The sequence below is a fragment of the Amycolatopsis echigonensis genome, from assembly GCF_002846615.1.
Taxonomy (GTDB): Bacteria; Actinomycetota; Actinomycetes; order Mycobacteriales; family Pseudonocardiaceae; genus Amycolatopsis; species Amycolatopsis echigonensis.
On record NZ_PJMY01000003.1, the window covers coordinates 4,069,860 to 4,091,520 of the forward strand.

Sequence of the window (21,661 nt, forward strand, 5' to 3'; positions counted from 1 at the left end):
CGACATCCATGGCCATGGTCGCGACCCGAAGTTCAGTATCAAGCAGCAAGAGGGTCGACTCGCTTCGTATTCCGCAGGACGCTGGTCAGCTGCTGACCGCCTTCAGCCCGCGCCTGGAACTCGGAGCGCACGGCCTTGACAAGCTGTCGTGCCTGAGCCGCGCCTATACCCAGCCGAGCACGAAGCGTGTCTGCCGAAATCGGCTTCTGGTGAGCGGCACGATGCGCCGCGTCCTCTCCTCGCGCCAACTCCAGGAGCTTCTCCGGCGAGCGCTTCGGCGACGTCGAGCGAGGCCCGTCCTTTGGGCCTGCCTCGTCCTGGTCGATCTCGCGGCCCACGGCGCTGGGCGTCGCATGTTCCCGCGCCGGCACCTCCGCCTGCTCTTCAGCAACCGCGCTGCGCTTGGCCGTCGAGGAACTGCATTCACCGATCGCCTGCAGGAAGCCGGGGCCCACTTCGGCCCAGCCGATCAGGAGAAGCGGCCCGACGGCGTCGAAGGCTGCTTTTCCGTACTCACCTGCCACCACTGGGTCGGCCACGTTCAACGCCAACGTGACCACGCTGGCGAAGACCAGGAGCCGACGAGCTGGCCGCAGTATGTCCGTCGACGCGCCAGCGAGCGCCAGATGCCGAGTACCCAGCAGCAGACCAAGGATCGACAGATCGACCGCAGGTGCGACGAGGGGAGCGACCCAGACTGGCACGCCAAGCCGGAGCGCGAGGTTGAGGACGTTGCCGAAGCCGAAGAGGAAGGTGAGGCCGACGACAACGCCCATGATCACTGTGACGGTCCGAACGACGGTAGCGCCGTTCGAAGCTGATCGAGCTGACAAATTCGCTGCGGGCTTGGTCATCGAGGGTCACCTGCTTCGACGCGCGGGCGCCCGTGGGTGTCTCGGGTGGGGATGCCGCGTTCGCGCAGTTTGTTCAGCACGGTGGTGTGGTTGACGCCGAGGTGGTCGCCGACTCGCGCGAGGGACCAGCCGAGGTTGTAGAGGTGGATGGCGTCGTCGACCTGCTTGGGCGTGAGGCCGCGGCGGCGCATCGGCACGCCGTGCCGGTGGAGAATGTTGCTGACCGTTCGCCGTTCGATGTCGAACCGGTCGCCGAGTTCGTACACCGTCGCGCCGGACTGGTAGGCGGCGATCAGTTGCTCGACTTGCTCGGCACAGAGTTGCCGGGCACGGCCGGGGCGATCCCGCTTGATCGACGGCGGCTCGGGTGTATCGAGGCTGGGAAGCTTCTCGCGGAGCTCTTCCAGGGCCCTGACCTGGACTTTTGTGTTCGAGTAAGGTCCCCTAACCTCCACATCAGATTCGTTCACATAATCCCCGTTCGGCGAACGCCGAACGGGGATTGGTGCTTTTGAGGGCTGGTTCAGCGGTCCACGTGGCTGGGTGATTGGTCTGCCGGTCGCGGATCGACGCGGAGGCGAGTTCGGTGGCGTCCTCGGCTGATTCTCGGGCAGGGTGATCACGGGCTTCGATGCTGTGATGCCGGGCGTGCGAAGGGGCGTGCTGATCCGGCTAGCTGCCTGGAGGCCCGGCGACAATGACCGGCCCGGCTTCGGAGACGCCCCTTCGACTCACGAACGGGCCGCACGGTGACCTGCGCCGTTCGCGAGACACACCGTTGCGGGTTGGCTACCATCGGTTCGGCTTAGCGAAGCTGTAGGCACGGCTAGCCGCAAGGGGAGGATGCAGATGGCTGGGCAGGCGACACCGCCAGGTGATACCGGTGCTATCGGAATGCTCACCGGGGCAAGCTTTTTCGTCGCCGACGGCCCGGCCGGCGGCGGAGGCGCGTCCGGGGGCGGCGGTGCACCCGGCTTCTACCTGAGCAAAGACGCCATGGCCGCCGAACTCGCGAACCTCCAGAACCTGCAAAAGCGCATCGACAAGCAAATCGACGCGGCAAGGCCGATGTGGTCAATCGTGCCGCCCGGCCAGGACCCGGCCTCGCTGCGGAACACCGACGCCAGCAACAACTCCGGGAACCACTACCGCGGCCACCTTCAGCGGCAGAGCGCCTACCTCGACTCGATCATTCAGAAAATGAAAGACGCTCTCGGCATCCGCGAGGCGCACGACGAGCAGGCAGGCAAAGACATCAAGCAGGCAGGCCAGGAACCGATCTGATGACCACCCGCATTCGTCGAGCCGTACTCGGACTCGCTGCTTCCGCACTGGCCTTGAGCGCATGCTCCAGCACGCCGGGCACTGCGCAGACCCCGCCGACCGCCGGTCCTTCGCCGACCACATCAACAGCAGGGTCCGGAGCGCCGAAGGTCGCGAACCCCCTTCCCGCTGGGACGCTTGATCGCGACCCGTGCAGCACCCTCACCGCCGCCCAGGTCAACGCCTTGCTGGGAGCCTCAGCGACGGGCGAACCCCAAGACACCGGGGTCGCCAAGATGTGCCACTGGGCGAACCTCGACCGCGGCTCCGGCATCAGTGTGCAGCTCGTCTACGCGTGGAAAGACGGCCTCGGGCACGTCTACGCCAAGAAAAACGAGGGGTTCTTCAAAGAGCTCGAACCCGTCCAGGGATACCCGACCGTCGCGTACGGGCCGAGCGACGACAGTTCCACAGGCCGCTGCGGTGTCGCCATAGGTATCTCGGACACGATGGCGTTCGAAGCGGACGCGACCATCTCGCGGTCGAACGTCGGAAAACCGGGATCCGACCCGTGCGAGGCCGCGCGCCGTATCGGCGACGCCGTCGTCACTACGTTGAAGGCCGGTGCGTGACGATGAGTTTCATCGCGGACAGGTTCAACGCGTTCCTGAAGCAGATGCAGGACGAGGGGAAGATCATCCTGCCGGGCGAGCTGGTGCGACGGGTGAAAGCCGGACCCGGCCCGGACAGTCTCGGGCAGGCGCAGCACGCCGCATGGCAGCAATCACAGGAGCAGCAGGGCATCGAGTCCGACACCTTGACGACGGTCGGTCGGCTGGAAAGCGCCTGGTCGGGACCGAGCGGCGACGCGGCGAGAGGATCGCTGAAACCGCTCGCGGACGTCGCGACCTCGGCGTCGATGGCCTTGCACGACAGCCAGAACACCCTCGCCGACCAAGGGCACGCGTTCACCTCGACCCGGGATTCGCTGCACGACGTGTCCGACGACCCGCCGTCGAAGTCCGCCTGGGACACGGCGACCCCGTGGGACACCGACAACGAGAAGAACATCAACGCGCGCAACGCCGCCGTCCAGCAGAACAACGCCACCTATCAAAGCTTCACCGACACCAGCGACGGCCACGCGCAGAAGATGCCCGTCGACTACGGGCAGGTACCCGATTCCTCGGACGGCACCTACGGGCTCGTTCCGCAGCAGGGACCGGTCGAGCATCCGCCTGAGCCACGCAAGAAGGAAAGCTTCACCCCGTACCCGCCCAGCCATTCCTACGGCCCGCCTGACCAGGGCGGCCCGGGGACCGCGCCCCCGCCCGGATCGTTCTCACCGCAGCCGGGGCACAGCGGGGTCTCCGGCAGCCAACAGCAGCCTCCGCCCTCCGTGCCGGCGGCCGCGCACGGCGACGACAGCACCCGCACATCCGGCTACGTCCCGCCCGGATCCACCGGCACAGGCAACACACCCCTCCAGTTCGGGCCCACCGGCTCCGGCTATGTGCCCGCCACCGGGCCCGGCGGCTCCAGCAGCTACCAGCCCCCCGGATACCTCGGCAGCATGCCCGGGGCGTTCGGACCCGTCGGCGGCACCGGAACACCCGGGTCCGGCGGCAGCGGAGCGGGCGGCTCTGGTTCTGCCATGCGCGGCGGCCCGGGAGGCGCGGCCAGCGCGGGTGGGTCGTCCGGCGCTGGCCGGTTCGGTGAACCGGAACCCGGGATGCGCGGCGGAGCAGCTGGCACCGGTGCGCCCGGCGCCAAGGGCGCGAACGGGATGCCGATGGCCGGCGGCGCGGGCAAGGGCGGGAAAGGCGAGGAGGACCAGGAAAAGAAATCCGCGTCCTACCTCCAGGAAGCCGACCCGAACGCGTTGTTCGGCTACGACGGCAAAGCGACTCCGCCCGTCATCGGCAAGTAAGCAGCATCAGCTGTATCGAGGGGAAACAACGTGATGCTGCTCGACGAACCCGTGACACTGCCGCGCCTGGCGGTCGCGAAAGCCTGGGAATGGGAACGAATCGGCCCGGCGCACCCGGTCATCGGTGTCGTCGACCTCTGGGTCGAAGATGACGCCGCCGCGCGCCTGGACGACCTCACCCGGCAGGTACTGGCCGAGCCGGGGTTCTACAACCTGCGCACCAACCGGGTCACCGGAGAATTCCGCGACCTGCTGCTGGCGGTCGCAAACGCCGACGCAGAATGCTACGGCTGGTCGGCCGACCGGCACGGCCGAGACCGCGCCCTGCTCGCCGTCCTGACCGGCCGCAACGCCGTGCTGGCCACCGTCCAGGACGAGCAGCTCACTTTGACAGCGATCGGCGCGAACCAACTCGTCCGCGCCGTCGTGAACGAGCTGCCCGACTTCCCGGCCGCGAACATCAACGAGATCACCGTCCCGCAAGCCGAGTACGACCGGGCCCGCAGCAGCGACTCGTACACATTGGACACCAGGAGCGACTACACCGTCACCACGCCCGCCGACCAGCTCCGGACGATCATGGGGTCGCGGCGGGAAGCCGGCCATCAGCTGTTCGTCGCCACCCGCACCGGAGGCCACCGGGTCGCGAGCATGCCGCTCACCGCCGTGGACAGCCTCGACCACGGCCGGACCCTCACCTACCTCCGCGACACCCCCCACGGTGACGTCGACATCGTCTGCGGACCCGGCCACCCCGGGTACATCACCGGCACCCTCGACAACACACTCCGCCTGCTTCGCGGCTGACACGCTCATGCCACGCGGGGACTGACCAATCCGCGAGCGACGAACTGCATCGCCGCGCGCGACTCGACCCGGCCCTGGACAGCACGCTGTGACACTCGATCAGCTATGCAACACGCACGAGCCAGGGACAAGGCTGCCTAGCTGGCAACCAAGGAGCGCGATCGGAGGGGCACGACCCAATCAGGCGTGGTTTCGCGCCCCTTGAGCCGTTGCGCGTCGCCGAGCGATGTGGGCAGAGACGTGTCGAATGCTTCTGTGATTCCGAGGCGGTTGTCGTGGAGGGGGATCCGCTCACTGGCTGGGCGACTGTTGGTCTGGGTGTCGTCGCGTTGGCAACGCTGGTTTACACGGCGCATACCGCCAAGCGTGACCGTCGGGACGCGGACCGGCGGATCAAAGAGCAGCAAGATTTCGACGAGAGACGGGCTCGGCGGGACCGTGCCGATGCTGACGCACGGCTGGAAGCGGAGCGGAAAGCTGCTGACGAGAGGCTCGAGTCCGAGCGTGTGCATATGGAGAAGGTCCGCGAACGGGAAAGGCAGCAAGACAGTGCCACCCGGCTGCTCCGGTACATCGCACGGCTGTTGCCTTTGATGGGTCGCGTTCCTCACGTGTTCATTAGGTCCGGGTCCACACTGGCGTCCGGAGTTCGTGGCGACGCGGCAGATGTTGGATGCGAGCAGGTAGTGCAGGAGTTTCAGCTCGGCGGGCTGGCTGACCTTCCTGGGCTCCATGACTCGCAGGCGAGCGAGCAGTGCCGGACGCTGGTGCATCTCGTGTTGACTGCCGCGCACGGCAAACACCACCATGGCCCCGACACAAGCGACGCTGCGCGAAAGCAGCTTGCAAAACTGGCCACATTGGATCTGTTGCGTTATGCGACGTTCGTGCGCCTGTCATTGGAGCACTCGATCGAGCAGGGCGAGAGCCTGAACCCTGGCGACGGCGGGGCGGGAATTTCGTTCCCTATGTTCGCCCGGCGGCCGGGCGACGGCTCCGCATGGGCCCCGAGGCTCGTGCCACAAGGTTGGCAAGCCGCGGTCTCCCGTGACAATCCGGCTGATCCCAGTACCGGGAAGCGATGTAGCGGACCGGATCCGGGGTCGCGCGGCTACTGCTGAGGAGTATCAATGCCCCAGTGCGCGGGCGGGTTCGGCGGCACCGATTTCGGATCGGTCCGGTGTGTCGACGTCGAGCGTGTCAGGATTGATGCCGAGCATCCAGGCGAGGGTGCCTTTGCCGATGTCGCCGGACGCGATACGGGCGAGGTGTGCTGCCTGGAGCGCGGTCGGGAAGCGCCGACGGACGGCGGCATTGATCCGGTCGATCACGGAGTCGGCTCGCCGTGACGGCGCAGGAGGCGCTGGACGGGCTGATCCGCCCAGGCTCTGATCCGGGCCGGGACGGACCCGGTGAGGCGGTCGAGCCGCTGTGCGAGCGCAGCGACCGACACGCCCAAATTCCACACGAGGTCGGCGAGGCCGGTGTCGCTGATCGCAACCCAGTCGACGCGGGCGAGGGCTGGTGCGGGGAGCAGGAGGTCGGCGGCGAACGCATTGGCGTCCGCATCGCCGTGCTGCCCCGGCACCAGCAAGCCGAGTTCGCGGGCCACAGACCAGTTTTCCCAGCACCAGTTGCCGGTCGCGGGCACCGCGATCACGCGACGGTTTCCGACTGCGAACGCGTTCGCAGCGAACAGCTCCCGTATCCGGACCACGTCGATCCCGAAGGTCCGGTCCAGCCGGTCGGCGAACAGCCGCACGAAGTGGTGTCCGAGCGCAGCGCGTACAGCGTCCGCACTGGCGGAAGGGGCCGCAGCTCACCGGTTTCGGGGTAGGACTGCCGGTAGCCCAATGCGATGTCGTTGATTGCTTGCTCGTCCGAGGCGTGTTTCGGCTCGACCGACAGTCGATGCGGGTCCGGTTCGCCGGTGATGAGCCAGTACAGGTCGGTGTTCACCAAGTCGGCGAGCCGGGCCAGCTCCAGCGACGAGAAGTTCCGCTGGCCGCGCAGGGCGCGCGAGAACGCATCGGGGGTCATCCCGACCTCGCGCACGATGTCCTTGCTGGCGGGTGCCCGAGCATGCCTGCCTCATCTGCTCCAGCACCCGATTCCCGATACCGTCCATACCGCTCGCTCAGCCTATTCGCATCGGGGTTCCCCAGCGCTTACCGCGGCGGTCGCCTACATGCCAGAAAAATCGACGTTGAGCACAATGATCACCGCAAGCACGTGTTTACCTGTATACACGTAAACAGAGCTGTATACATGTTTACGTGTATACAGCTCTGACGCAACGGATTCCACGGGACAGAACCGCGGTTAGCGCGATCCGTGCTGCGGTGACTAACCGATCGAGGTGACCATCCGAAACGTCAACGGGAGAACACGTCGCCAGCGCGCAGCCTGACGACTGCGTCGTCGGGAGTTGGCCTCGGACACGCGGTCTAAAACCCGTAGTCACGCTGAGCTACAGCCAGGGCTGTCGCCCGTCATATCGGTAATGCGCTGATGCGCGAATCAGCGGTCCAAGTGTGCTGACCAGCGGATTGCTGGTGAATTCGGGTTGGGTTGAGCGCGAACCCGGTGAACTGCGGGTGATCTGAGTAGTTGTACCTGGGTGAGTTTGCGTAGTCGGCCCCAGCGGGTCATTGCTCTTGTGTTGTAGCGTCGGAGTGCTTCACTAAGCACGGACAGCTACCACCGACAAGGCCTGGGGAGGACTTGATGGGGTTCACGACGGTGCCGGACGCGCTCCGCTCCGCAGGCCGGGCCGGGCAGACGGCGATCGGCGAGATCCGCGCTGCGGACTGCGGAACACCCGTCAACGGCGCCACCACTGCTCTGCCCGGCGCGAAAGCCGCGGGCGCAGCGGGAGAGTTCGCGAGTTCGTGGGCGGCTACGTTGACGACCTGGTGCAACGACGCCGGCGAACATGCCGCGGCGCTCGGCAAAGCCGCGGACACCTACGTCGCGGGCGACGACCACGCCCGCGACGCGTTGCCGGACGAGCACAAGATGCACGGACCTCGCTGATGGCGTCGGTCAGCGAGGTCAAGCGGTGGAACGCCGCGGCTCTCAACGAGATCGCTGCGACCATGCAGCAGCGGGAGCAAGTGCTGATCAACTCCGGCGACGATTTCGGCAAGATCATGCCGGTCGACGGCTGGACAGGCGGAGCTGCCGACGACGCCGGGTCCGCTCATCGGCTTCTCCACTTCCGGATCGACAAGATGGCCGCCGGAGCCAGCGTGGTCCACAAAGCCTTGATGCAAGCCTCCGACGCGATTCCGGCGGTGCAGAACGCTATCCACGCTGCGGAAAACCTCGCCGAGAAGTACGGGTTCAAGGTCGGCGACGGCGGTCAGCTCACCGATGCCTGGGCGGGAAAGGCTCTGCCTCAGGACATGCATCCCGAAGACAGGGCACGAGCGCAACAGCAGATCATCGACGACGTGGCGCAGGCATTGCGGACGGCCGACGACATCGACAACGATCTCACGTCGGTGCTGCGCCGCGCGGCGCAAGGCGAGTTCGGCACCGGCGATGAGGCCACCGTCGCCGCGGCAGCCGCAGCAGCGGAGTCCGGCAACCCCGGCCTCACTCTGCCCGAACCTCCGCCGAACGCGTCCCCGTCGCAGAACGCCGCCTGGTGGGCGAGCCTTTCTTCTGCCGGGCAATCGATTCTGTTGCGCGACCACCCCGACTGGCTGGGAAACCGCGACGGCCTCCCGGGAGCAGTCCGGTCCCAGGCCAATGTCGCGCGCTTGCCCGCCGAACGGGCCGCGCTGGAACGGCTGCACACCGCCGCGCAAGCCGTTGTCGACCAGACGAAGTCCGTCTACGACCCCAGCGGCAATCTCATGGCCAACGCTCTGCGCAATCTCGATCAGATCGACCGGAAGCTGCGCTCGCTGGACGCGATCGACGCTGCCATGGCTCACGGCGGACGGCAGCTGCTGACCCTCGACACATCCGGGGAGCGAGTGAAAGCCGCCGTCGGCGTGGGCAACATCGATACCGCCGAACACGTCGCGGTATTCACCCCGGGCTTCACCTCGACGGTGGACCGCAGCCTCCACGGCTACGACCAGGACATGAACAACCTGCAGCAGCACAGCCAGAACCTCGCTTCCCGATACGGCGACCACGGCCAGGTCGCCACGGTGACGTGGATCGGCTACGAGACCCCGCAGACCGCTGACGTGCTCAACCCCGACAAGTCGGTGGCCTCCGACGGACTGGCGAAGATCGGCGCGCAAAAGCTGGACGGCTTCCTCAACGGAGTCGGGGCCGCGCACAACGCATCCGGGCAGCCGCTCCACCTCACCGCCCTCGGGCATTCGTACGGAAGCCTGACCACCGGCATCGCCTTGCAGCACGACACGCCCGTCAAAGACGCAGTGGTGTTCGGGTCGCCCGGGCTAGACATCAGCAACCGCAACGACCTCAAGGTGCCGGAAGGGCACATGTTCTCCGAATGGTCGGACCAGGACCCGGTTCCCCGCCTGGACATCGCCCACAACTTCGGCACCTCCCCCTACCAAGGCATCTCAGGCGGAGTACTCAACGACATTCAACAACTGTCCACAGGAGACGCCACCGGCGCGGACGGACCCCATCACATCACCCACGAACACGGCCAATATCTCGACGAGAACTCCACCAGCCAGTACAACATGGCCAGTGTCGTCGCGGGACGTCCCGACCTCGCCGTCCGGCACGTGCAACCGTGGGAGATGCCGGTCCCGCCGCCAGTGCCGGGCGACCCGATTCCCGCACCGCCCGGCAGGGACCCCCAGCCGCCCCCGCGATGACAAGGAACCGCGACATCCCATGACACGCAAACACGGCCCGACAGCCACCGGACTGGCACTGGCCTTGCTGGTGCTGGCCGGGTGCACCGGACCGGACACGCCACCGGAGAACACGACCGTGGACCAGACGACCCAACAGTTCAACCAGCTCCTCCAGCGCCCCGACATCGACCAGGCCACCACGCGCTACGAACAGATGTACCGCCGTGTCCGCGACGTCATCGCCACGGCAGCCCCGGGCCTGAAGCCGTGGCAGATCACGAATCAGGCGGGCGGGTCGTCATGCGGCAACGATTTCGCCGCCGTCAACGCCGACTTGCGCACAGACGACGCAGTGGTCAAGGGCCTGCCCAACTGGACGGCCGAAGGCAACATCCCCGACGACAAGTGGCCGCACACAGTAGACGCAGTCCGCTCGATCGCCGCCGAGTACGGCTTCGACACCAGTCAAGTCACGGTCGATCGGCCCGGCGATCACGAAGTCGTCTTCCACGACAAATACCAGGCCGAACTCAACGTCGGCACCGCGGCGAACACCACCGTCCTGCTGCGCACTGGCTGCCATCTCACCGCCGCAGCCAAGAAACGCGGCGCACCGGCGCCGAGGCCGACGTACTAGCGGCTGAACAAACAAGAGCTTTTCCCGGCGCGCCGTGCCGGGCCAGCTAGTTCTTCGGGCCGGCGGGCTTCATGCCGGGCCGCTGGCGCCCACGGGATGCCTTGCATGCGCGCCGACTGACGGGCCCGGTTCCTCGCCGGGATGCCTGCGCCTCCCACTCGGCTTCGAGGTGCTTCGGGCTGCGGTTGATCTGCGCCGCACTGCTGCGTGTCGGTGCTTCACTAACAACGGGAGGAGTCGCAGCCGCAAGGCGGGCGAGGGGGTATTAAGTGTGGCATCAAGTGACCGACTGGTTGCGCAACCCGTGGGCAGCAGTGGTGATCAGCGCAGTGTTCGGACTGTTGGCGCCGTTGCTGTCCAGGCCGCTGCAAAGCGCGATGAAACCTGACCGCCGTAACGGCGAGACGATCTCGAACTACCAGCAGACCATCATCGGTAACGGGAATACGCAGATCATCAAAACGACCGCACCAGATTGCGGCCAAGGGAACGATTCCCCGGAACCCGATCGACCCCGCCGAACGCCGAAACCACCGCCCACCGAAGAGCAACTGCGGAACACCCACATCGCGATCGGGGTCGTTCTGATCGCGGCGACACTCGCCTACGTCAAGTACTCCACGATCCCCGCCACCGTGATCACCGGGCTGGCAGGCGGCCTGGTGCTGGCCACGGTGTTCGTGACGGTCGTCCTCGCGCGCCGTCGCATCGAGCGACCTCCCATGTGGGGCGCGATTGTGCTCGTGTCCGGACTCCTTGCGGCGGCGTCCTTGACGGGGATCTTCGTGGCCCGTTCCGCTCGCTTTCACGGGGTGTCGATCGCCGACGCCGAACGTCTCGTCGCGACAACGCCGTACCTGAAGACGTTCCGGCTGCTCTGGACCACCTACGACGGCGGCGTGCTGATGTTCCTCCTCGCCCAGGCCGGGGGCATGCTCCTGCTGGCCGCCGCGAATCTGTCCTTCACGCGTCAACTCGCCGGTCTGCTCGCGAGGGTCCGGCTGCGGGACCAGCCCGTCGGGCGAGTGCGCCGCTGGCTGATGAACGGGTACACGGTCCGCGGCGGCACGCTGTGGGCGCACCTGCTGGTCGCGGCATCGCGTTCGTCCTGTGCACACCGCTCCTGATAACGCTGCTGGACCACTCGCCCGCCCTGAACGTTCTCCTCAGCTCGGACAACGTTGAGACCCGCAGCGCTTGATCACCATATGGCCAGCCGCCAGGGTCAACAGGGAGGAGGGCACACGTTGAGCAGGGGACCCAGGTGGTGTGCACGGAACGCACCTAACGCCCAAACGCATCCCCGTTGGACGAAGGATCGTGGCATTGAGCGTCGAACGACCGGGGTGACTGAAACTCCGTACACGGGGCTGATCTTCGCTGGGCGGCTGGCGTCCGAGACGCGCGGAGCGATGGTCAGGGCTCTGCGCCCGGGGGGTGCCGGACCCGAACGCCCCGCCGCCGCCCTCCACCACGCAACCCCCGCCGAGCTGATGACACGAGCCTGCCGCCCCCGAATCGCCCGCCTGGTCAGCATCGCGCTCGCCGCCGCGCTTGCCCTCACCGGCTGCGGTGCCGACAGTCCACCGGAGACCCACGTGAACCAAACAAGCCCGAAGGACCGGCAGTTCAGCGAACTGATGCAGCGCCCCGACATCGACGAGATCGTCGCGCACTACCAGCAGATGTACGCCGACTTGCGTCAGCAGCTGTCCGCCGAGTTCCCGAGCATCGGCAGCTGGTCGCAATCGCAGGAGGCCACCACCGCCGCATGCGGACCCGAGTTCGACGCGGTGAACGCCGATCTGCCCCAGAACGACGCCGTCACCAAGAGCGTCGGCAACTGGGGCACCACGGGAACGATCAGCGACAAGGACTGGAGCAGGGCGCTGAAGACGGTTTCCGGAATCGTCAGCCGCTACGGGTTCGACCCCAACGCCCAAGTCATGAATGACAAGCCCGGCGCGCACGACGCCAACTTCTACGACCGCTACCGCGCCGAGTTCAGCATCAGCGCAGGCAACAGCGCGGGATTCATGCTCCTCACCGGATGTCACCTGACCGCAGTAGCGAAACAGCGCGGCACGCCAGCGCCAAGGCCGACCTACTAGCTGCAGCCAACAGTTTCGCCCCGCGCGCCGTGCTGGGTACCGGAAGATCCGTTGCGCGACCGCACTCCCTGGGACATGGCAAAGGAACACGTCGTGCCGATTCACGCGCTGCTGGTGTCGCTCGTCGCGCTGCTGCGGAAATAGCGGGCGACACCACGACCGCTGACCGCCGTTGCCCGAGCAGCAATCGCAGGACGCAACCGGCCCCGCCGAAATCGAGCACACCCGACAAGGCTGGCAGGACTCGGGGTTTCGCAATCTGATCGACGACATAGCCAGCAGCGGCACGGAACCTCCGGAGAGGAATCTTCGGAACCCTGAGGCCTCGGTGGCTCTCACCGGGTGTGGTTGGCATCACCGCGGGGTCTTACCTTCGTGTCCTGGTTTTCAATGGTCCACGGCGTGGTCCGGAGAAGGGGTTTTCATGGGCAGAGTGGACGGCAAGGTCGCGTTGATCACCGGAGCGGAGCGCGGTCAGGGACGGGCGCACGCGAAGCGTCTGGCGGAAGAGGGTGGCGCGCAGGATGTTGTCTTCGTAGACACGGTAGCCGGTGACGGTGCCTGCGGCTGCGCCCCAGTTCAACGCGATCGAAGTGTCGGTGACGGTGCCGATGGTCGGAGCTCCTGGGATGCCGGGTGCGTCGGGGGTGTCGCCGCCGGGGCCGTCGAGGACCAGGTCGTCTGCGTCGTACGTGCCGGCACCGTACCAGCCGTGCAGGTACAGCTCCGCTGACGTCTGGTTCGCGGTGGTGGTGAACGATAGCGAAAGTTGGCTGTACGCGGAGGCGCTAGTCCACGTGCAGGATCCGCTGGTGACGCCGAGGTAGACCGGTGCGCCTTGCACCCAGGCGGAGACCGAGTAGGTCGTGTTCGGGCGCGCGGACACTGTTTGGGTGCATTGGCCGCCGTCAGACGCGCCTGGGGTGACGGCTAACGCGTAGCTCCCGGAATGCACCGGCGTATTCGGTTCCTCCGGTCTGACGCGGCCCCCTGCTCGCCATCGTCTAGACCACTGGCGAAGTTATCCAGACCTATCTGGCCGGCGGAAGTCGGCTTCCCGGGGGCGGCTAGACCGTGCCCTTCGGCATCAGTGCGCGGAGAAGTTCCTGCAGGGACTCCTGTTGCGCCGGGCTGAGCGGCGTCAACGGGGAGCGCGCGTCCAGGTGGCGCAGCGCTTCGGTCCGGCGGCGTTTGCCCGCTGGAGTCAGCACGATCTGCTTGGCCCGGCGGTCCGCGGGGTGCGGCTGACGCTGGATCAGATCCTGCTCTTCGAGCCGGTCCAGGACGAAGGTGGCGTTCGAGGCCTCGCACGCCATCCGGGCGGCCAGTTCGCGAGCGGTGATCGGCTCGGACAGCTCGCGCAACGCGATCACCTGGCTCGGCGTCAGGCCCATCTGCTCGGCTACCCGGCGCACGTGGACGTCCAGGGTGTGCGCGAGGTGGTGGACCAGCTTGCACACGTCGCGGTCCAGGCCCGGAGTTCCTGCCATGCGCCCGATCCTAGCGGAACTGCTTCGAGCTGTGATAGTTCTAGTTCAAATCATTCGAACTAGAACTACTGTGGGGTGCCGTGCCGCTCTCGGTGTTTTCCTTGCTGCTCGTTGTCTTCAGCCTCACGACCGGCGAGTTCGTGATCGCCGGCATCCTGCCCGACGTCGCCGCCGGGTTGTCGGTTTCGGTGGCGTCGGCCGGACTTCTCGTCACCGCCTACGCGATCGGGATGATCGTCGGAGGGCCGCTGGTGACGCTGGCTACCGCGCGGGTCGCGCGCAAGCCGCTGATCGCCGGCCTGATCGCGGTGTCCATGGCCGGCAACCTGGGGTCGGCGCTCGCTCCGAACTACGCGCTCGCGGTGGTGTCGCGGTTCGTTGCCGGGCTGGTGGTGGCGACGTTCTTCGCGGTCGCGATCGCGACCGTGGTGTCGATGGCGCCGCCGGGAAAGGCGGTTTCGACCATCGCGAAGGTGACCATGGGGTTGAACCTCGGCATCGTCGCGGGCAGCCCGCTCGGCACGGTTCTCGGCCACCATCTCGGCTGGCGGGCGACGTTCGGGGCGGTCGCCGTGGTCAGCGGAATCGCGCTGCTGCTGGTGCTGCGGTTCGTTCCCCCACAGGCCGCGACCGGGTCGGTGCGCGGGGAGTTGCGGGTGCTGGCCGATCGCGACGTCTGGCAGGCGATCGGCCTGACCGTGCTCGGCAACGTCGGCGTGGTGACCGTTTTTACGTATATCGCGCCGTTGCTCACCGGCGTCAGTGGATTCAGCAGTGAACTACTTCCGGTGCTGCTGGTTCTTTACGGTGTCGGCGCGGTCGCGGGAAACTACCTCGGCGGGCGGTGGGCGGACAAGGCGCTGCTGCCGTCGTTGGCCTGGATGCTGGCGGCGCTGGTCGTGGCGCTGGCGGCGGCTTGGCTGGGCAGTCCGGCCAAACCGGTGATGGCTGTGCTGGTTTTCGTGCTCGGGATGCTCGCCTTCGGGATCGTTCCGGGAATGCAGGCGCGGGTGATCGCCGCGGGGAGCAGCGCTCCGACGTTGGCGGTGGCGGTCAACGCGTCCGGGTTCCAGTTGGCTGCCGCGGCGGCGGGGCTGCTGGGCGGGCAGGTGATCAGCCGTGAGCCGCGGTCGATTTATCTGCTGGCTGCGGTTCTCACCGTGGCTGGGCTGGGCATCGCGCTGTACGCGCTTCGCCGGGAGCGGGCGAGTACCGACTCGCGTCGGTAATTCCCCTCGATCTTTGGCGTTACAGTGGCCACAGCGAGGGGCCGGAGGAGTCATGGAGCTGGAACTGCGCCATCTGCGCGCGCTCGTGGCAATCGCCGACGCACACAGTCTCGTTCGCGCGGCCAAGGCGTTGCACGTTTCCCAACCGGCGTTGTCCGGGTTGCTGCGGCGCGTCGAACGGTCGGTCGGCGGAAATCTGTTCGTGCGCTCGCCGACGGGATGTGTGCCGACGATGCTGGGGGAGGACGTCGTCGCGGATGCGCGCGCGGTGCTGGCTGGGATGTCGGCGCTGACCGAGCGGGCTGGGGCGCGGCGGAAATCCGCTGGGGCGGTGCGCCTCGGCGGGTACAGCGGGTTTCTGCATCTCGCGTTGGCAAGGTGGTTGCGGGATCAGCCGTGGTGTCCTTCGGTTCGGGTGCATGAGGAACAGGACGAGGCGCGGACGTTGACGGCGCTCGCGGACGGGGAGCTTGACCTCGCGCTGATTTACCTTGCGCCGCTTCCGGATCGGATCGTTCCGGACGGCATCGAGAGTGTTGTGCTGCAGGCGCGCGAGCCGGTTTTCGCGATTCTGGCGGAAGATCATCCGTTGGCCTCGCACGGCGAGATACCGCTGGAGGAGCTTGCCGCCTATCCCTGGGCGGACGATCCGCCGTGGACGACCCGGTGGTCGGCGTACTTGCACGAGGTTTGCCGGCGGCGCGGGGTCGTGCTGGATCAGCCGCATCGGCCGCAGTGTCTGGCTACTTTGCTGGATTTGGTGCGCGAAGGCATGGCGGTCGCCCCGGCGTTGGCGACTCGGGAGGATCGGCAGGACGGGATCGTCGTGCGGGCGATCGAGGACGCGCCGCTGTGGCAGGAGCTGCGGTTGTGTTGCCGGCCGGGCACGGCGGTTGCGGAGCGAGCCAGCGAGATATCTCATCGGGTGGCCTGTGACTATGCCAACCGTCAGGGGTGCAGTGCCGCGTTCGACCGCTGGTGGCAGGCACCCCTGCCGGCGGGCGCTTAGACGGTGACGCGCCAGTTGCTGTTCGGCGTCGGCACCTCGAACTGCAGCGACGAGCAGCTGTAGTCGCTGGGGTTCGGGTTGGCGGTCGGCTGCAACGGCGAGTTCGACTCCGTCGCCGGTGTCCACTGGCCGCCGATGCGCAGTTGCAGCTGGCTGGATTCGAACACCTTGCCCTTCGCGTCCGAGCAGTAGTAAGCCTGGCCGGTCGACGGGTCGACGGTCGAGTACAGCTCGAAGATGTCCCAGCCCTCGTTGAGGGTGCTCTGGTCGCTCCCGCTTTGCGTGAACAGGTCGTCCCACTTGCCGGTCTGCACGTTGTACAGTGAGGCAGTCCAGCTGTTGGTGCCCGCGTCGGTCTGGACCTCCTGGACGGTGAACGCGGGGTGTCCGTCCACTGTGGACGCGTAGGTGGAGAGGAACGAGCTGTCCAGCGGGACTACCTTCGCGGGTCCGACTGTCCCGCACCAGTCCCAGGCCCAGACCTGCCCGCCCTGGTCTATTCCGTACGCGGTGACGACCTCGATGCAGGAATGGCCGGTGGGCTTGACCGTCGGGGCGTAGACGACGTCCGCGCTGTTCGAGAGACGGAGGTCGGGGACGACACTGTGCGTGACGAGAATTCCGTCCGCGTCGCTGGACAATTGCGGTTCGGGGCCCCAGAAGGTGTGCTGCTGCGCGTCGATTCGCGGTTTGACGGAACGGCCTGCCTTTTCGCGGCGCAGCTGGAGGAACTTGTCCGCAGCGGTCCCGGCGGCGGCTTTCGCGGCGGCACCGGTCAGCCCGGGCACCACCCCGCTGTCCGGTGCCGCGGAGACCGGCGGGCTGCCCGCGACGACAGCTGCGGCCGCAATGGCAGAAATGACTAGGACAAAGAGTTTCCGCATCGATGCATCTCCTCGTCGTAGGCGAAGGAAACGCGCGGAGGGAAAAGGGTGTCCGTCCGCGGGACACGGATGCTAAGTCGGGATTTTTGTTGCCAGACACCGACTTTCGACGGTGTGTTCAGATCAGCGCAGGTCGCCGCGGGTATAGGTTTTCGCGCGGGACGCAGGTTATGCCGCCAAGTGGAGTAATCAGCGCGTCTTGGCCCGGACGCGGATGCGCTCGCCCTGCTTGCCGAACAGGCTGAGGATTTCGACCGGACCCTCGCCGGTGCTGCCGAACCAATGCGGGATCCGGGTGTCGAATTCGGCGACCTCGCCTGCTTTCAGGACGACGTCGTGCTCGCCGAGCACGAGCCTGCCCGTTCCGCTGAGCACGCAGAACCATTCGTGGCCCGGATGAGTGCGCGGCGCGGGTTCGCATTGGGCGGCGTCGAAGATCATCTTGAGCGATTGCAGGCGGCCGGGTTGCCGGGTGAGCGGCACGACGGTCCGGTCGCCGCGCGTGATCGGTCGCAGTGGGGCGGTGCCGACCAGTTCGTCCAGCGAGACCCGGTGCGCGCGGGCGAGGGGGAGCAGCAGTTCGAGAGTGGCCTTGCGCTGGCCCGATTCGAGGCGGGAGAGCGTGCTGATGGAAATGCCGGTCGCGTTCGACAGCTCGTCCAGGGTGCGGTTTCGTTGCCGCCGGAAGTGACGGAGCCGGGGTCCGATCGCGGTGATGATGTCCTCCACGCCGGCCAGCATGACATTCCCCGCCTCCGGGCTGAAGGCAATTAGTCCACGGGGGAAACCGGGCTATACCGGACCGAATCCAGCGCCGCGTTCACGAACGAAGCCACCTGCGGCCGCCGGTCCTGTTCGTTCCACGCGAGCACCAGCTGACTGGGCGGAGCGTCCTCGATCGGCACGCAGACCACGCCCGGCGGGACCTGGTCGACCAGCGACCGCGGCAGTACGCCCACCATTCGCTCCAGCGAGACGAGGTGCAGCAGCTGGACCACGTCCGCCACCGCCGGTCCGGTCCCCTCGACCCCGGGCACGCCCTTCCACGACGGCAGGGTCTCTCCGTCCAAATCGGACAGCCGGACGGACGGCCGCCCGGCCAGCCGGTGCGTGCTGGGGAGGATCGCTACGCGGTCCTCGAAGCGCAGGGTTTCGCTGGCGAGCCCGGTCAAGTCGTCGAACGGGACGAAGAGGAGACCGACGTCCGCGCGGCCGCTGAGGAGGAAGTCGGCGCGGTCGGCGGGGCCGCTGAACAGGATGTCGACCTGGTGGGCGTCGGGGTGGCGGGAGTATTCGGCGAGGATTCCGGACAGCAGGCCGGCGTCGCCGCCCGGTTTGAGCACCAGGCGCAGGTGACTTTCCCCGGCGCGGCGGGCGTTGCGGGCGGCGGCGCTGACCGCGTTGAGCGCGTGCCTTCCGTGTTCCTGCAGGGCTTCGCCGGCCGCGGTCAGTTCGACGTGGCGGCTCGAGCGGGTGAACAGCTGCACGCCGAGCCGCGTTTCGATGCGCTGGATCGCCTTGGAGAGCGCGGGCTGGGCGATCGACAGCCGCACGGCGGCGCGGCCGAAGTGCAGCACGCTGGCGACTGCCAGGAAGTACTCGAGTTCACGCGTCTCCAGCTCGGCCATGCCTCCAGGTTATCGCCGAATAGCGAATCGGTCTTGGACGGCCGCCCGAACCGGCGGCAAAACTTGAAGCATGATCACGCATACGATGATTGTTTCGTTCGACCAGCCGCTCCCGGACTCCGAGCTGGATCAGTACCTCGGCGATATCAAACAGGCGATGCTCGCGACCGGGTACGCCGAGTCGGTCGAGACCCGCCGGCACCTGCCGATCCCCGGCGAGGACGCCATTCCGGCGCTCATCGCGACCGCGATCGTCCAGGTCACCCTCGCCGACCTCGACACGCTGGCCAAGAGTTTCACCGCGCCCGAACTGCACGAGGTCATCGAGCGGTGGCAGGCGCGGCGTTCGTATCGCGTGGCCTGGGCGAATCACGAGTCGCTGGCGTGAGCGAGCGGCGGAGCGGCCTCGTTACCGGGGCCGGCAGCGGGATCGGCCGGGCGGCGGCGATCGAGTTCGCCCGGGGCGGCGCGGCAGTGGCCGTGCTGGACATCGACGAGGCTGCGGCGGCGGAGACGGCAGAGGTGATCAAGAAGGACGGCGGCGAGGCGCTGGCCTTCCGGGTCGACATCGCCGACGAGCCGTCGGTGCAGGCGGCGATCCAGCAAACTGTCGAGGCGTACGGCGGACTCGACTTCGCGGTGAACAATGCCGGTCTGCCGTCCCGCAAGCGCGTCGACCAGCTGACGCTCGCCGAGTTCGAGCGCGTGGTGCAGGTGAACCTGTCCGGGACCTTCCTCTGCATGAAGTACGAGCTGCCCCACCTGAAGGGCGGCGCGATCGTGAACGTCGCGTCCAACGGCGGGCTGTACGCGATCCCGAACGCCCCGGCTTACGTCGCGGCGAAGCACGGGATTGTCGGCTTGACCAAGGTCGCGGCGGTGGACTACGCGGCGGACGGCATCCGCGTCAACGCGGTGTGCCCGGGGCCGACGCGGACGCCGGGATTCGACAAATGGGCTGGCGACCCCGGCATGATCGCCCGGCAGGAGGCGATCACTCCGCTCGGCAGGCTGGCGACGCCGGAAGAAGCCGCCGCGGCCGTGGTCTGGCTTTGTTCGGACGCCGCGTCGTACGTCACCGGGACCACGCTGTCGGTCGACGGCGGACGTAGGGCGTAACTACGAGATCTCGTCGGCCAGGAGTTTGGCGGTCTCCGCGGGCGATTCGACAGGGAAGTGGTGGCTGCCGAGGTCGACCAGCTCGATCCGGATCCGGTCGCCGTAACGATCGATCGCCTCCTGGGCGATGATCGAGCGCACGGCGAACAGCACGATCGGCTGGGCGACCTCGCGCAGCGCCGCGTCCATGTCCCAGCGCACCAGGCCTTCGAGCGAGTGCAGACCGGCGGGTTGGCGTACCGAACTCATTTTCTTGGCATACGAGTCCACTAAGGACGGATCGGTGCCTTCCGGCGAGCCGGCCTCGACCATCCCGCGCATCGCACCGGCGAAGTCCTCCCGGAACGGCTGCAGCAACGCTTGGACGTCCTGCTCGTTCTGCGCGGGGAATAAGTTCAAGTAATGCAACGCGTCGAGTGCGATCACCTGGGTGACCGTGTCCGGAAGCAGACGCGCCACCTCGACCGCGACCGCTCCGCCGAGCGAATGCCCGGCTACGACGGCGGATTCGACCGACTCGGCCGCCAACACGGCGGCTACGTCGCGAGCGAATTCCTCCATGGTCCAGGTGTCGCGATCCGACCGTGAGTCGCCGTGTTCGGCGAGGTCGACGGCCAGCACGCGAGTCTTGGACGGGAGGTGCTCGATGACCGTGTCGAAGTCGCCGCGGTCGCAGCCCCAGCCGTGGATGAGCGTCAGCGCGGGACAGTCGGCGGGACCGGCTGCGGTGTAATGAATTCTCGTGCCGTCCGGACGGCGTGTTGCGCGGTTCATGGTGTAGGTCCTCAGAGAGCGCGGTAGTAGCGGACGGGCCAGGCTTCTTTGGGCTGGTTTCGCAAGGCCAGGTACGGGTCGCGCAGCAGCGAGCGTCCCATCAGGACGGCATCGGCCTTGCCCTCGCGGATTATCTGACCTGCGGCCTTCAGATCGGTGATCTGCCCGACCGGCGCGACAGCCAGGCCGGACGCTTCCTTGAGCGCCGAGGCGAATTCGACGTTCACGCCTTCCCGGTTCGGCGGCCGGGCCCCGCGATCGCGCACGAGCACGCCGGAGGTGACGTCGAGTAGGTCGATCCCGATGGCCGCCAGCTCCTTGGCGAACTCCGCGGCGTCGTCGAGCGCGATGCTGCCCTCGACCCAGTCGGTCGCCGTGATGCGGACGAACACCGGCTTGTCCTCGGGGAACGCCTCGCGCACGCCGCGGGCCACGCGCAGCGGGAAGCGCATCCGGTTCCGCGGGCTCCCGCCGTACTCGTCGGTGCGGTGATTGGACAGCGGGGACAGGAACTGGTGCAGCAGATAGCCGTGCGAGGCATGGATTTCGACGGCCTGGTACCCGGCCAGCTCGGCCATCCGGGTCGCGTGCGCGAACTCCTCGACGACCTGGTCCAGGTCGGCGGCCGTGGCCGGGCGCGGCATCGTGAGGTCGCCGAACGGGATCGCCGACGGCGCGATCAGTTCCCAGCCGCCGTCAGCGACCGGCACCGGATCGTTCTGTCCGTCGCCCACCCACGGGACCTGGTGCGATCCCTTGCGGCCGACGGCGTTGAGCTGCACCGCGGGCACCGCCCCGTGGCCGGAGACGAACGAGGTCAGTTTCCGGTGTGCGAGCGCCTGCTCCTCGTTCCAGAGCCCGAGGTCGGCCGAAGTGCACCGGTTGTCCGGGCTGATCGCGGTGGCCTCGACCAGGACCAGGCCGACGCCCCCGATCGCGCGGGGGCCGTAATGCGCGAGATGCCATTCGGTCGGCAAGCCGTCCGGGCCGGCCGCGTACTGGGCCATCGGGGACATCCAGACGCGATTGCGGAAGGTGACGTCGCGCAAGCGCAACGGGGTGGTCTCCGCGCTGGACGCACTGAACTCACTCATGCCGCCACACGGTACGCCTCATTCCGCGATGTG

25 protein-coding genes and 2 pseudogenes are annotated in these 21,661 nt (G+C 67.4%); 15 read left to right on the forward strand and 12 right to left on the reverse strand.

Annotated elements, in window-relative coordinates:
• Window positions 1–38 precede the first annotated feature (38 nt).
• Both ATK30_RS24420 and ATK30_RS46335 read right to left on the reverse strand, forming a co-directional pair.
• Window positions 39–854, reverse strand: coding sequence for a hypothetical protein (locus tag ATK30_RS24420; RefSeq protein ID WP_013673499.1), 816 nt, complete (start codon window positions 852–854; stop codon window positions 39–41).
• Window positions 851–1,477 (reverse strand): helix-turn-helix domain-containing protein, encoded by a 627-nt coding sequence (locus ATK30_RS46335; protein WP_244194713.1) that lies wholly within the window; start codon window positions 1,475–1,477, stop codon window positions 851–853. Before ATK30_RS46335 ends, ATK30_RS24420 begins: the two co-directional genes overlap by 4 nt.
• Window positions 1,478–1,703: 226 nt before the next feature.
• On the opposite strand from ATK30_RS46335, the gene ATK30_RS24430 reads away from it, so the two are divergent.
• The 5 genes from ATK30_RS24430 (at window position 1,704) to ATK30_RS44755 (ending at window position 5,975) form a co-directional block, all read left to right on the forward strand.
• Window positions 1,704–2,138: a PE domain-containing protein gene (locus ATK30_RS24430; RefSeq protein ID WP_158242497.1), complete on the forward strand. Its 435-nt coding sequence runs from the start codon at window positions 1,704–1,706 to the stop codon at window positions 2,136–2,138.
• Entirely contained in the window at window positions 2,138–2,749 is a 612-nt protein-coding gene (locus ATK30_RS24435; protein WP_101437563.1) for a DUF3558 domain-containing protein, read from the forward strand. Before ATK30_RS24430 ends, ATK30_RS24435 begins: the two co-directional genes overlap by 1 nt.
• Before the next feature lie 2 nt (window positions 2,750–2,751).
• Complete coding sequence (locus ATK30_RS24440) at window positions 2,752–4,047, forward strand: hypothetical protein (protein ID WP_101437564.1); 1,296 nt, start codon at window positions 2,752–2,754, stop codon at window positions 4,045–4,047.
• A 33-nt stretch (window positions 4,048–4,080) separates the two neighbouring features.
• A complete protein-coding gene (locus tag ATK30_RS24445) occupies window positions 4,081–4,854 on the forward strand; it encodes an ESX secretion-associated protein EspG (protein WP_101437565.1) in 774 nt (257 codons plus the stop codon).
• 275 nt (window positions 4,855–5,129) lie between these two features.
• Window positions 5,130–5,975, forward strand: coding sequence for a hypothetical protein (locus ATK30_RS44755; protein ID WP_143271424.1), 846 nt, complete (start codon window positions 5,130–5,132; stop codon window positions 5,973–5,975).
• Window positions 5,976–5,981: 6 nt separating this feature from the next.
• Here ATK30_RS44755 and ATK30_RS45660 read toward each other — a convergent pair whose 3' ends face one another.
• The 3 genes from ATK30_RS45660 to ATK30_RS45670 are packed head-to-tail and all read right to left on the reverse strand — an operon-like array spanning window position 5,982 to window position 6,909.
• Window positions 5,982–6,185, reverse strand: coding sequence for a hypothetical protein (locus ATK30_RS45660; RefSeq protein WP_208637412.1), 204 nt, complete (start codon window positions 6,183–6,185; stop codon window positions 5,982–5,984).
• Window positions 6,182–6,514 (reverse strand): hypothetical protein, encoded by a 333-nt coding sequence (locus ATK30_RS45665; protein ID WP_208637413.1) that lies wholly within the window; start codon window positions 6,512–6,514, stop codon window positions 6,182–6,184. The genes ATK30_RS45660 and ATK30_RS45665 overlap by 4 nt, the downstream gene beginning before the upstream one ends.
• Window positions 6,511–6,909 carry a hypothetical protein gene (locus ATK30_RS45670; protein WP_208637414.1) on the reverse strand — a complete coding sequence of 133 codons (399 nt, stop codon included), beginning with the start codon at window positions 6,907–6,909 and terminating at the stop codon, window positions 6,511–6,513. Before ATK30_RS45670 ends, ATK30_RS45665 begins: the two co-directional genes overlap by 4 nt.
• A 672-nt stretch (window positions 6,910–7,581) precedes the next feature.
• Between ATK30_RS45670 and ATK30_RS24460 the strand changes: the two genes are divergently transcribed.
• The 6 genes and pseudogenes from ATK30_RS24460 to ATK30_RS47760 form a co-directional block, all read left to right on the forward strand.
• The gene (locus tag ATK30_RS24460) at window positions 7,582–7,890 is read left to right on the forward strand and encodes a hypothetical protein (protein WP_101437567.1); all 309 of its coding nucleotides are present in this window, start codon (window positions 7,582–7,584) and stop codon (window positions 7,888–7,890) included.
• Window positions 7,890–9,671: an alpha/beta hydrolase gene (locus tag ATK30_RS24465; RefSeq protein ID WP_101437568.1), complete on the forward strand. Its 1,782-nt coding sequence runs from the start codon at window positions 7,890–7,892 to the stop codon at window positions 9,669–9,671. The genes ATK30_RS24460 and ATK30_RS24465 overlap by 1 nt, the downstream gene beginning before the upstream one ends.
• Window positions 9,672–9,690: 19 nt before the next feature.
• Window positions 9,691–10,290, forward strand: a complete 600-nt coding sequence (locus tag ATK30_RS24470) for an LppA family lipoprotein (RefSeq protein WP_101437569.1) — start codon at window positions 9,691–9,693, stop codon at window positions 10,288–10,290.
• A 281-nt stretch (window positions 10,291–10,571) separates the two neighbouring features.
• On the forward strand, window positions 10,572–11,417 hold the full coding sequence (locus tag ATK30_RS24475) for a hypothetical protein (RefSeq protein ID WP_143271425.1): 846 nt from the start codon (window positions 10,572–10,574) through the stop codon (window positions 11,415–11,417).
• Between the two features lie 471 nt (window positions 11,418–11,888).
• Entirely contained in the window at window positions 11,889–12,401 is a 513-nt protein-coding gene (locus ATK30_RS45095; RefSeq protein WP_158242498.1) for an LppA family lipoprotein, read from the forward strand.
• Between the two features lie 424 nt (window positions 12,402–12,825).
• Window positions 12,826–12,951: pseudogene (locus tag ATK30_RS47760) on the forward strand (SDR family mycofactocin-dependent oxidoreductase); the annotation flags it as partial.
• A gap of 216 nt (window positions 12,952–13,167) precedes the next feature.
• On the opposite strand, the pseudogene ATK30_RS47765 reads toward ATK30_RS47760, so the two are convergent.
• Both ATK30_RS47765 and ATK30_RS24495 read right to left on the reverse strand, forming a co-directional pair.
• Window positions 13,168–13,356, reverse strand: a pseudogene (locus ATK30_RS47765) (chitinase); the annotation flags it as partial.
• 112 nt (window positions 13,357–13,468) lie between these two features.
• Window positions 13,469–13,891 carry a MarR family winged helix-turn-helix transcriptional regulator gene (locus ATK30_RS24495; RefSeq protein WP_101437572.1) on the reverse strand — a complete coding sequence of 141 codons (423 nt, stop codon included), beginning with the start codon at window positions 13,889–13,891 and terminating at the stop codon, window positions 13,469–13,471.
• Window positions 13,892–13,971: 80 nt separating this feature from the next.
• On the opposite strand from ATK30_RS24495, the gene ATK30_RS24500 reads away from it, so the two are divergent.
• Together ATK30_RS24500 and ATK30_RS24505 are read left to right on the forward strand one after the other, a co-directional pair.
• On the forward strand, window positions 13,972–15,120 hold the full coding sequence (locus ATK30_RS24500; protein WP_101437573.1) for an MFS transporter: 1,149 nt from the start codon (window positions 13,972–13,974) through the stop codon (window positions 15,118–15,120).
• A gap of 52 nt (window positions 15,121–15,172) precedes the next feature.
• Window positions 15,173–16,129: a LysR family transcriptional regulator gene (locus ATK30_RS24505; protein WP_101437574.1), complete on the forward strand. Its 957-nt coding sequence runs from the start codon at window positions 15,173–15,175 to the stop codon at window positions 16,127–16,129.
• On the opposite strand, the gene ATK30_RS24510 is transcribed toward ATK30_RS24505, so the two are convergent.
• The 3 genes from ATK30_RS24510 to ATK30_RS24520 form a co-directional block, all read right to left on the reverse strand.
• A complete protein-coding gene (locus tag ATK30_RS24510) occupies window positions 16,126–17,013 on the reverse strand; it encodes a carbohydrate-binding protein (protein WP_101437575.1) in 888 nt (295 codons plus the stop codon). The two genes, ATK30_RS24505 and ATK30_RS24510, sit on opposite strands and share 4 nt — an antisense overlap.
• Before the next feature lie 189 nt (window positions 17,014–17,202).
• Window positions 17,203–17,754, reverse strand: a complete 552-nt coding sequence (locus ATK30_RS24515; RefSeq protein WP_101437576.1) for a helix-turn-helix domain-containing protein — start codon at window positions 17,752–17,754, stop codon at window positions 17,203–17,205.
• A gap of 29 nt (window positions 17,755–17,783) precedes the next feature.
• Entirely contained in the window at window positions 17,784–18,641 is an 858-nt protein-coding gene (locus ATK30_RS24520; RefSeq protein WP_101437577.1) for a LysR family transcriptional regulator, read from the reverse strand.
• A gap of 70 nt (window positions 18,642–18,711) precedes the next feature.
• On the opposite strand from ATK30_RS24520, the gene ATK30_RS24525 reads away from it, so the two are divergent.
• Together ATK30_RS24525 and ATK30_RS24530 are read left to right on the forward strand one after the other, a co-directional pair.
• A complete protein-coding gene (locus tag ATK30_RS24525) occupies window positions 18,712–19,029 on the forward strand; it encodes a hypothetical protein (protein WP_101437578.1) in 318 nt (105 codons plus the stop codon).
• Entirely contained in the window at window positions 19,026–19,760 is a 735-nt protein-coding gene (locus tag ATK30_RS24530) for an SDR family NAD(P)-dependent oxidoreductase (protein WP_244194714.1), read from the forward strand. The genes ATK30_RS24525 and ATK30_RS24530 overlap by 4 nt, the downstream gene beginning before the upstream one ends.
• Here the strand turns inward: ATK30_RS24530 and ATK30_RS24535 are convergent, their stop codons facing one another.
• Complete coding sequence (locus ATK30_RS24535) at window positions 19,761–20,534, reverse strand: alpha/beta fold hydrolase (RefSeq protein WP_101437579.1); 774 nt, start codon at window positions 20,532–20,534, stop codon at window positions 19,761–19,763.
• 11 nt (window positions 20,535–20,545) lie between these two features.
• Complete coding sequence (locus ATK30_RS24540; RefSeq protein ID WP_101437580.1) at window positions 20,546–21,628, reverse strand: NADH:flavin oxidoreductase/NADH oxidase; 1,083 nt, start codon at window positions 21,626–21,628, stop codon at window positions 20,546–20,548.
• Window positions 21,629–21,661: the final 33 nt, after the last annotated feature.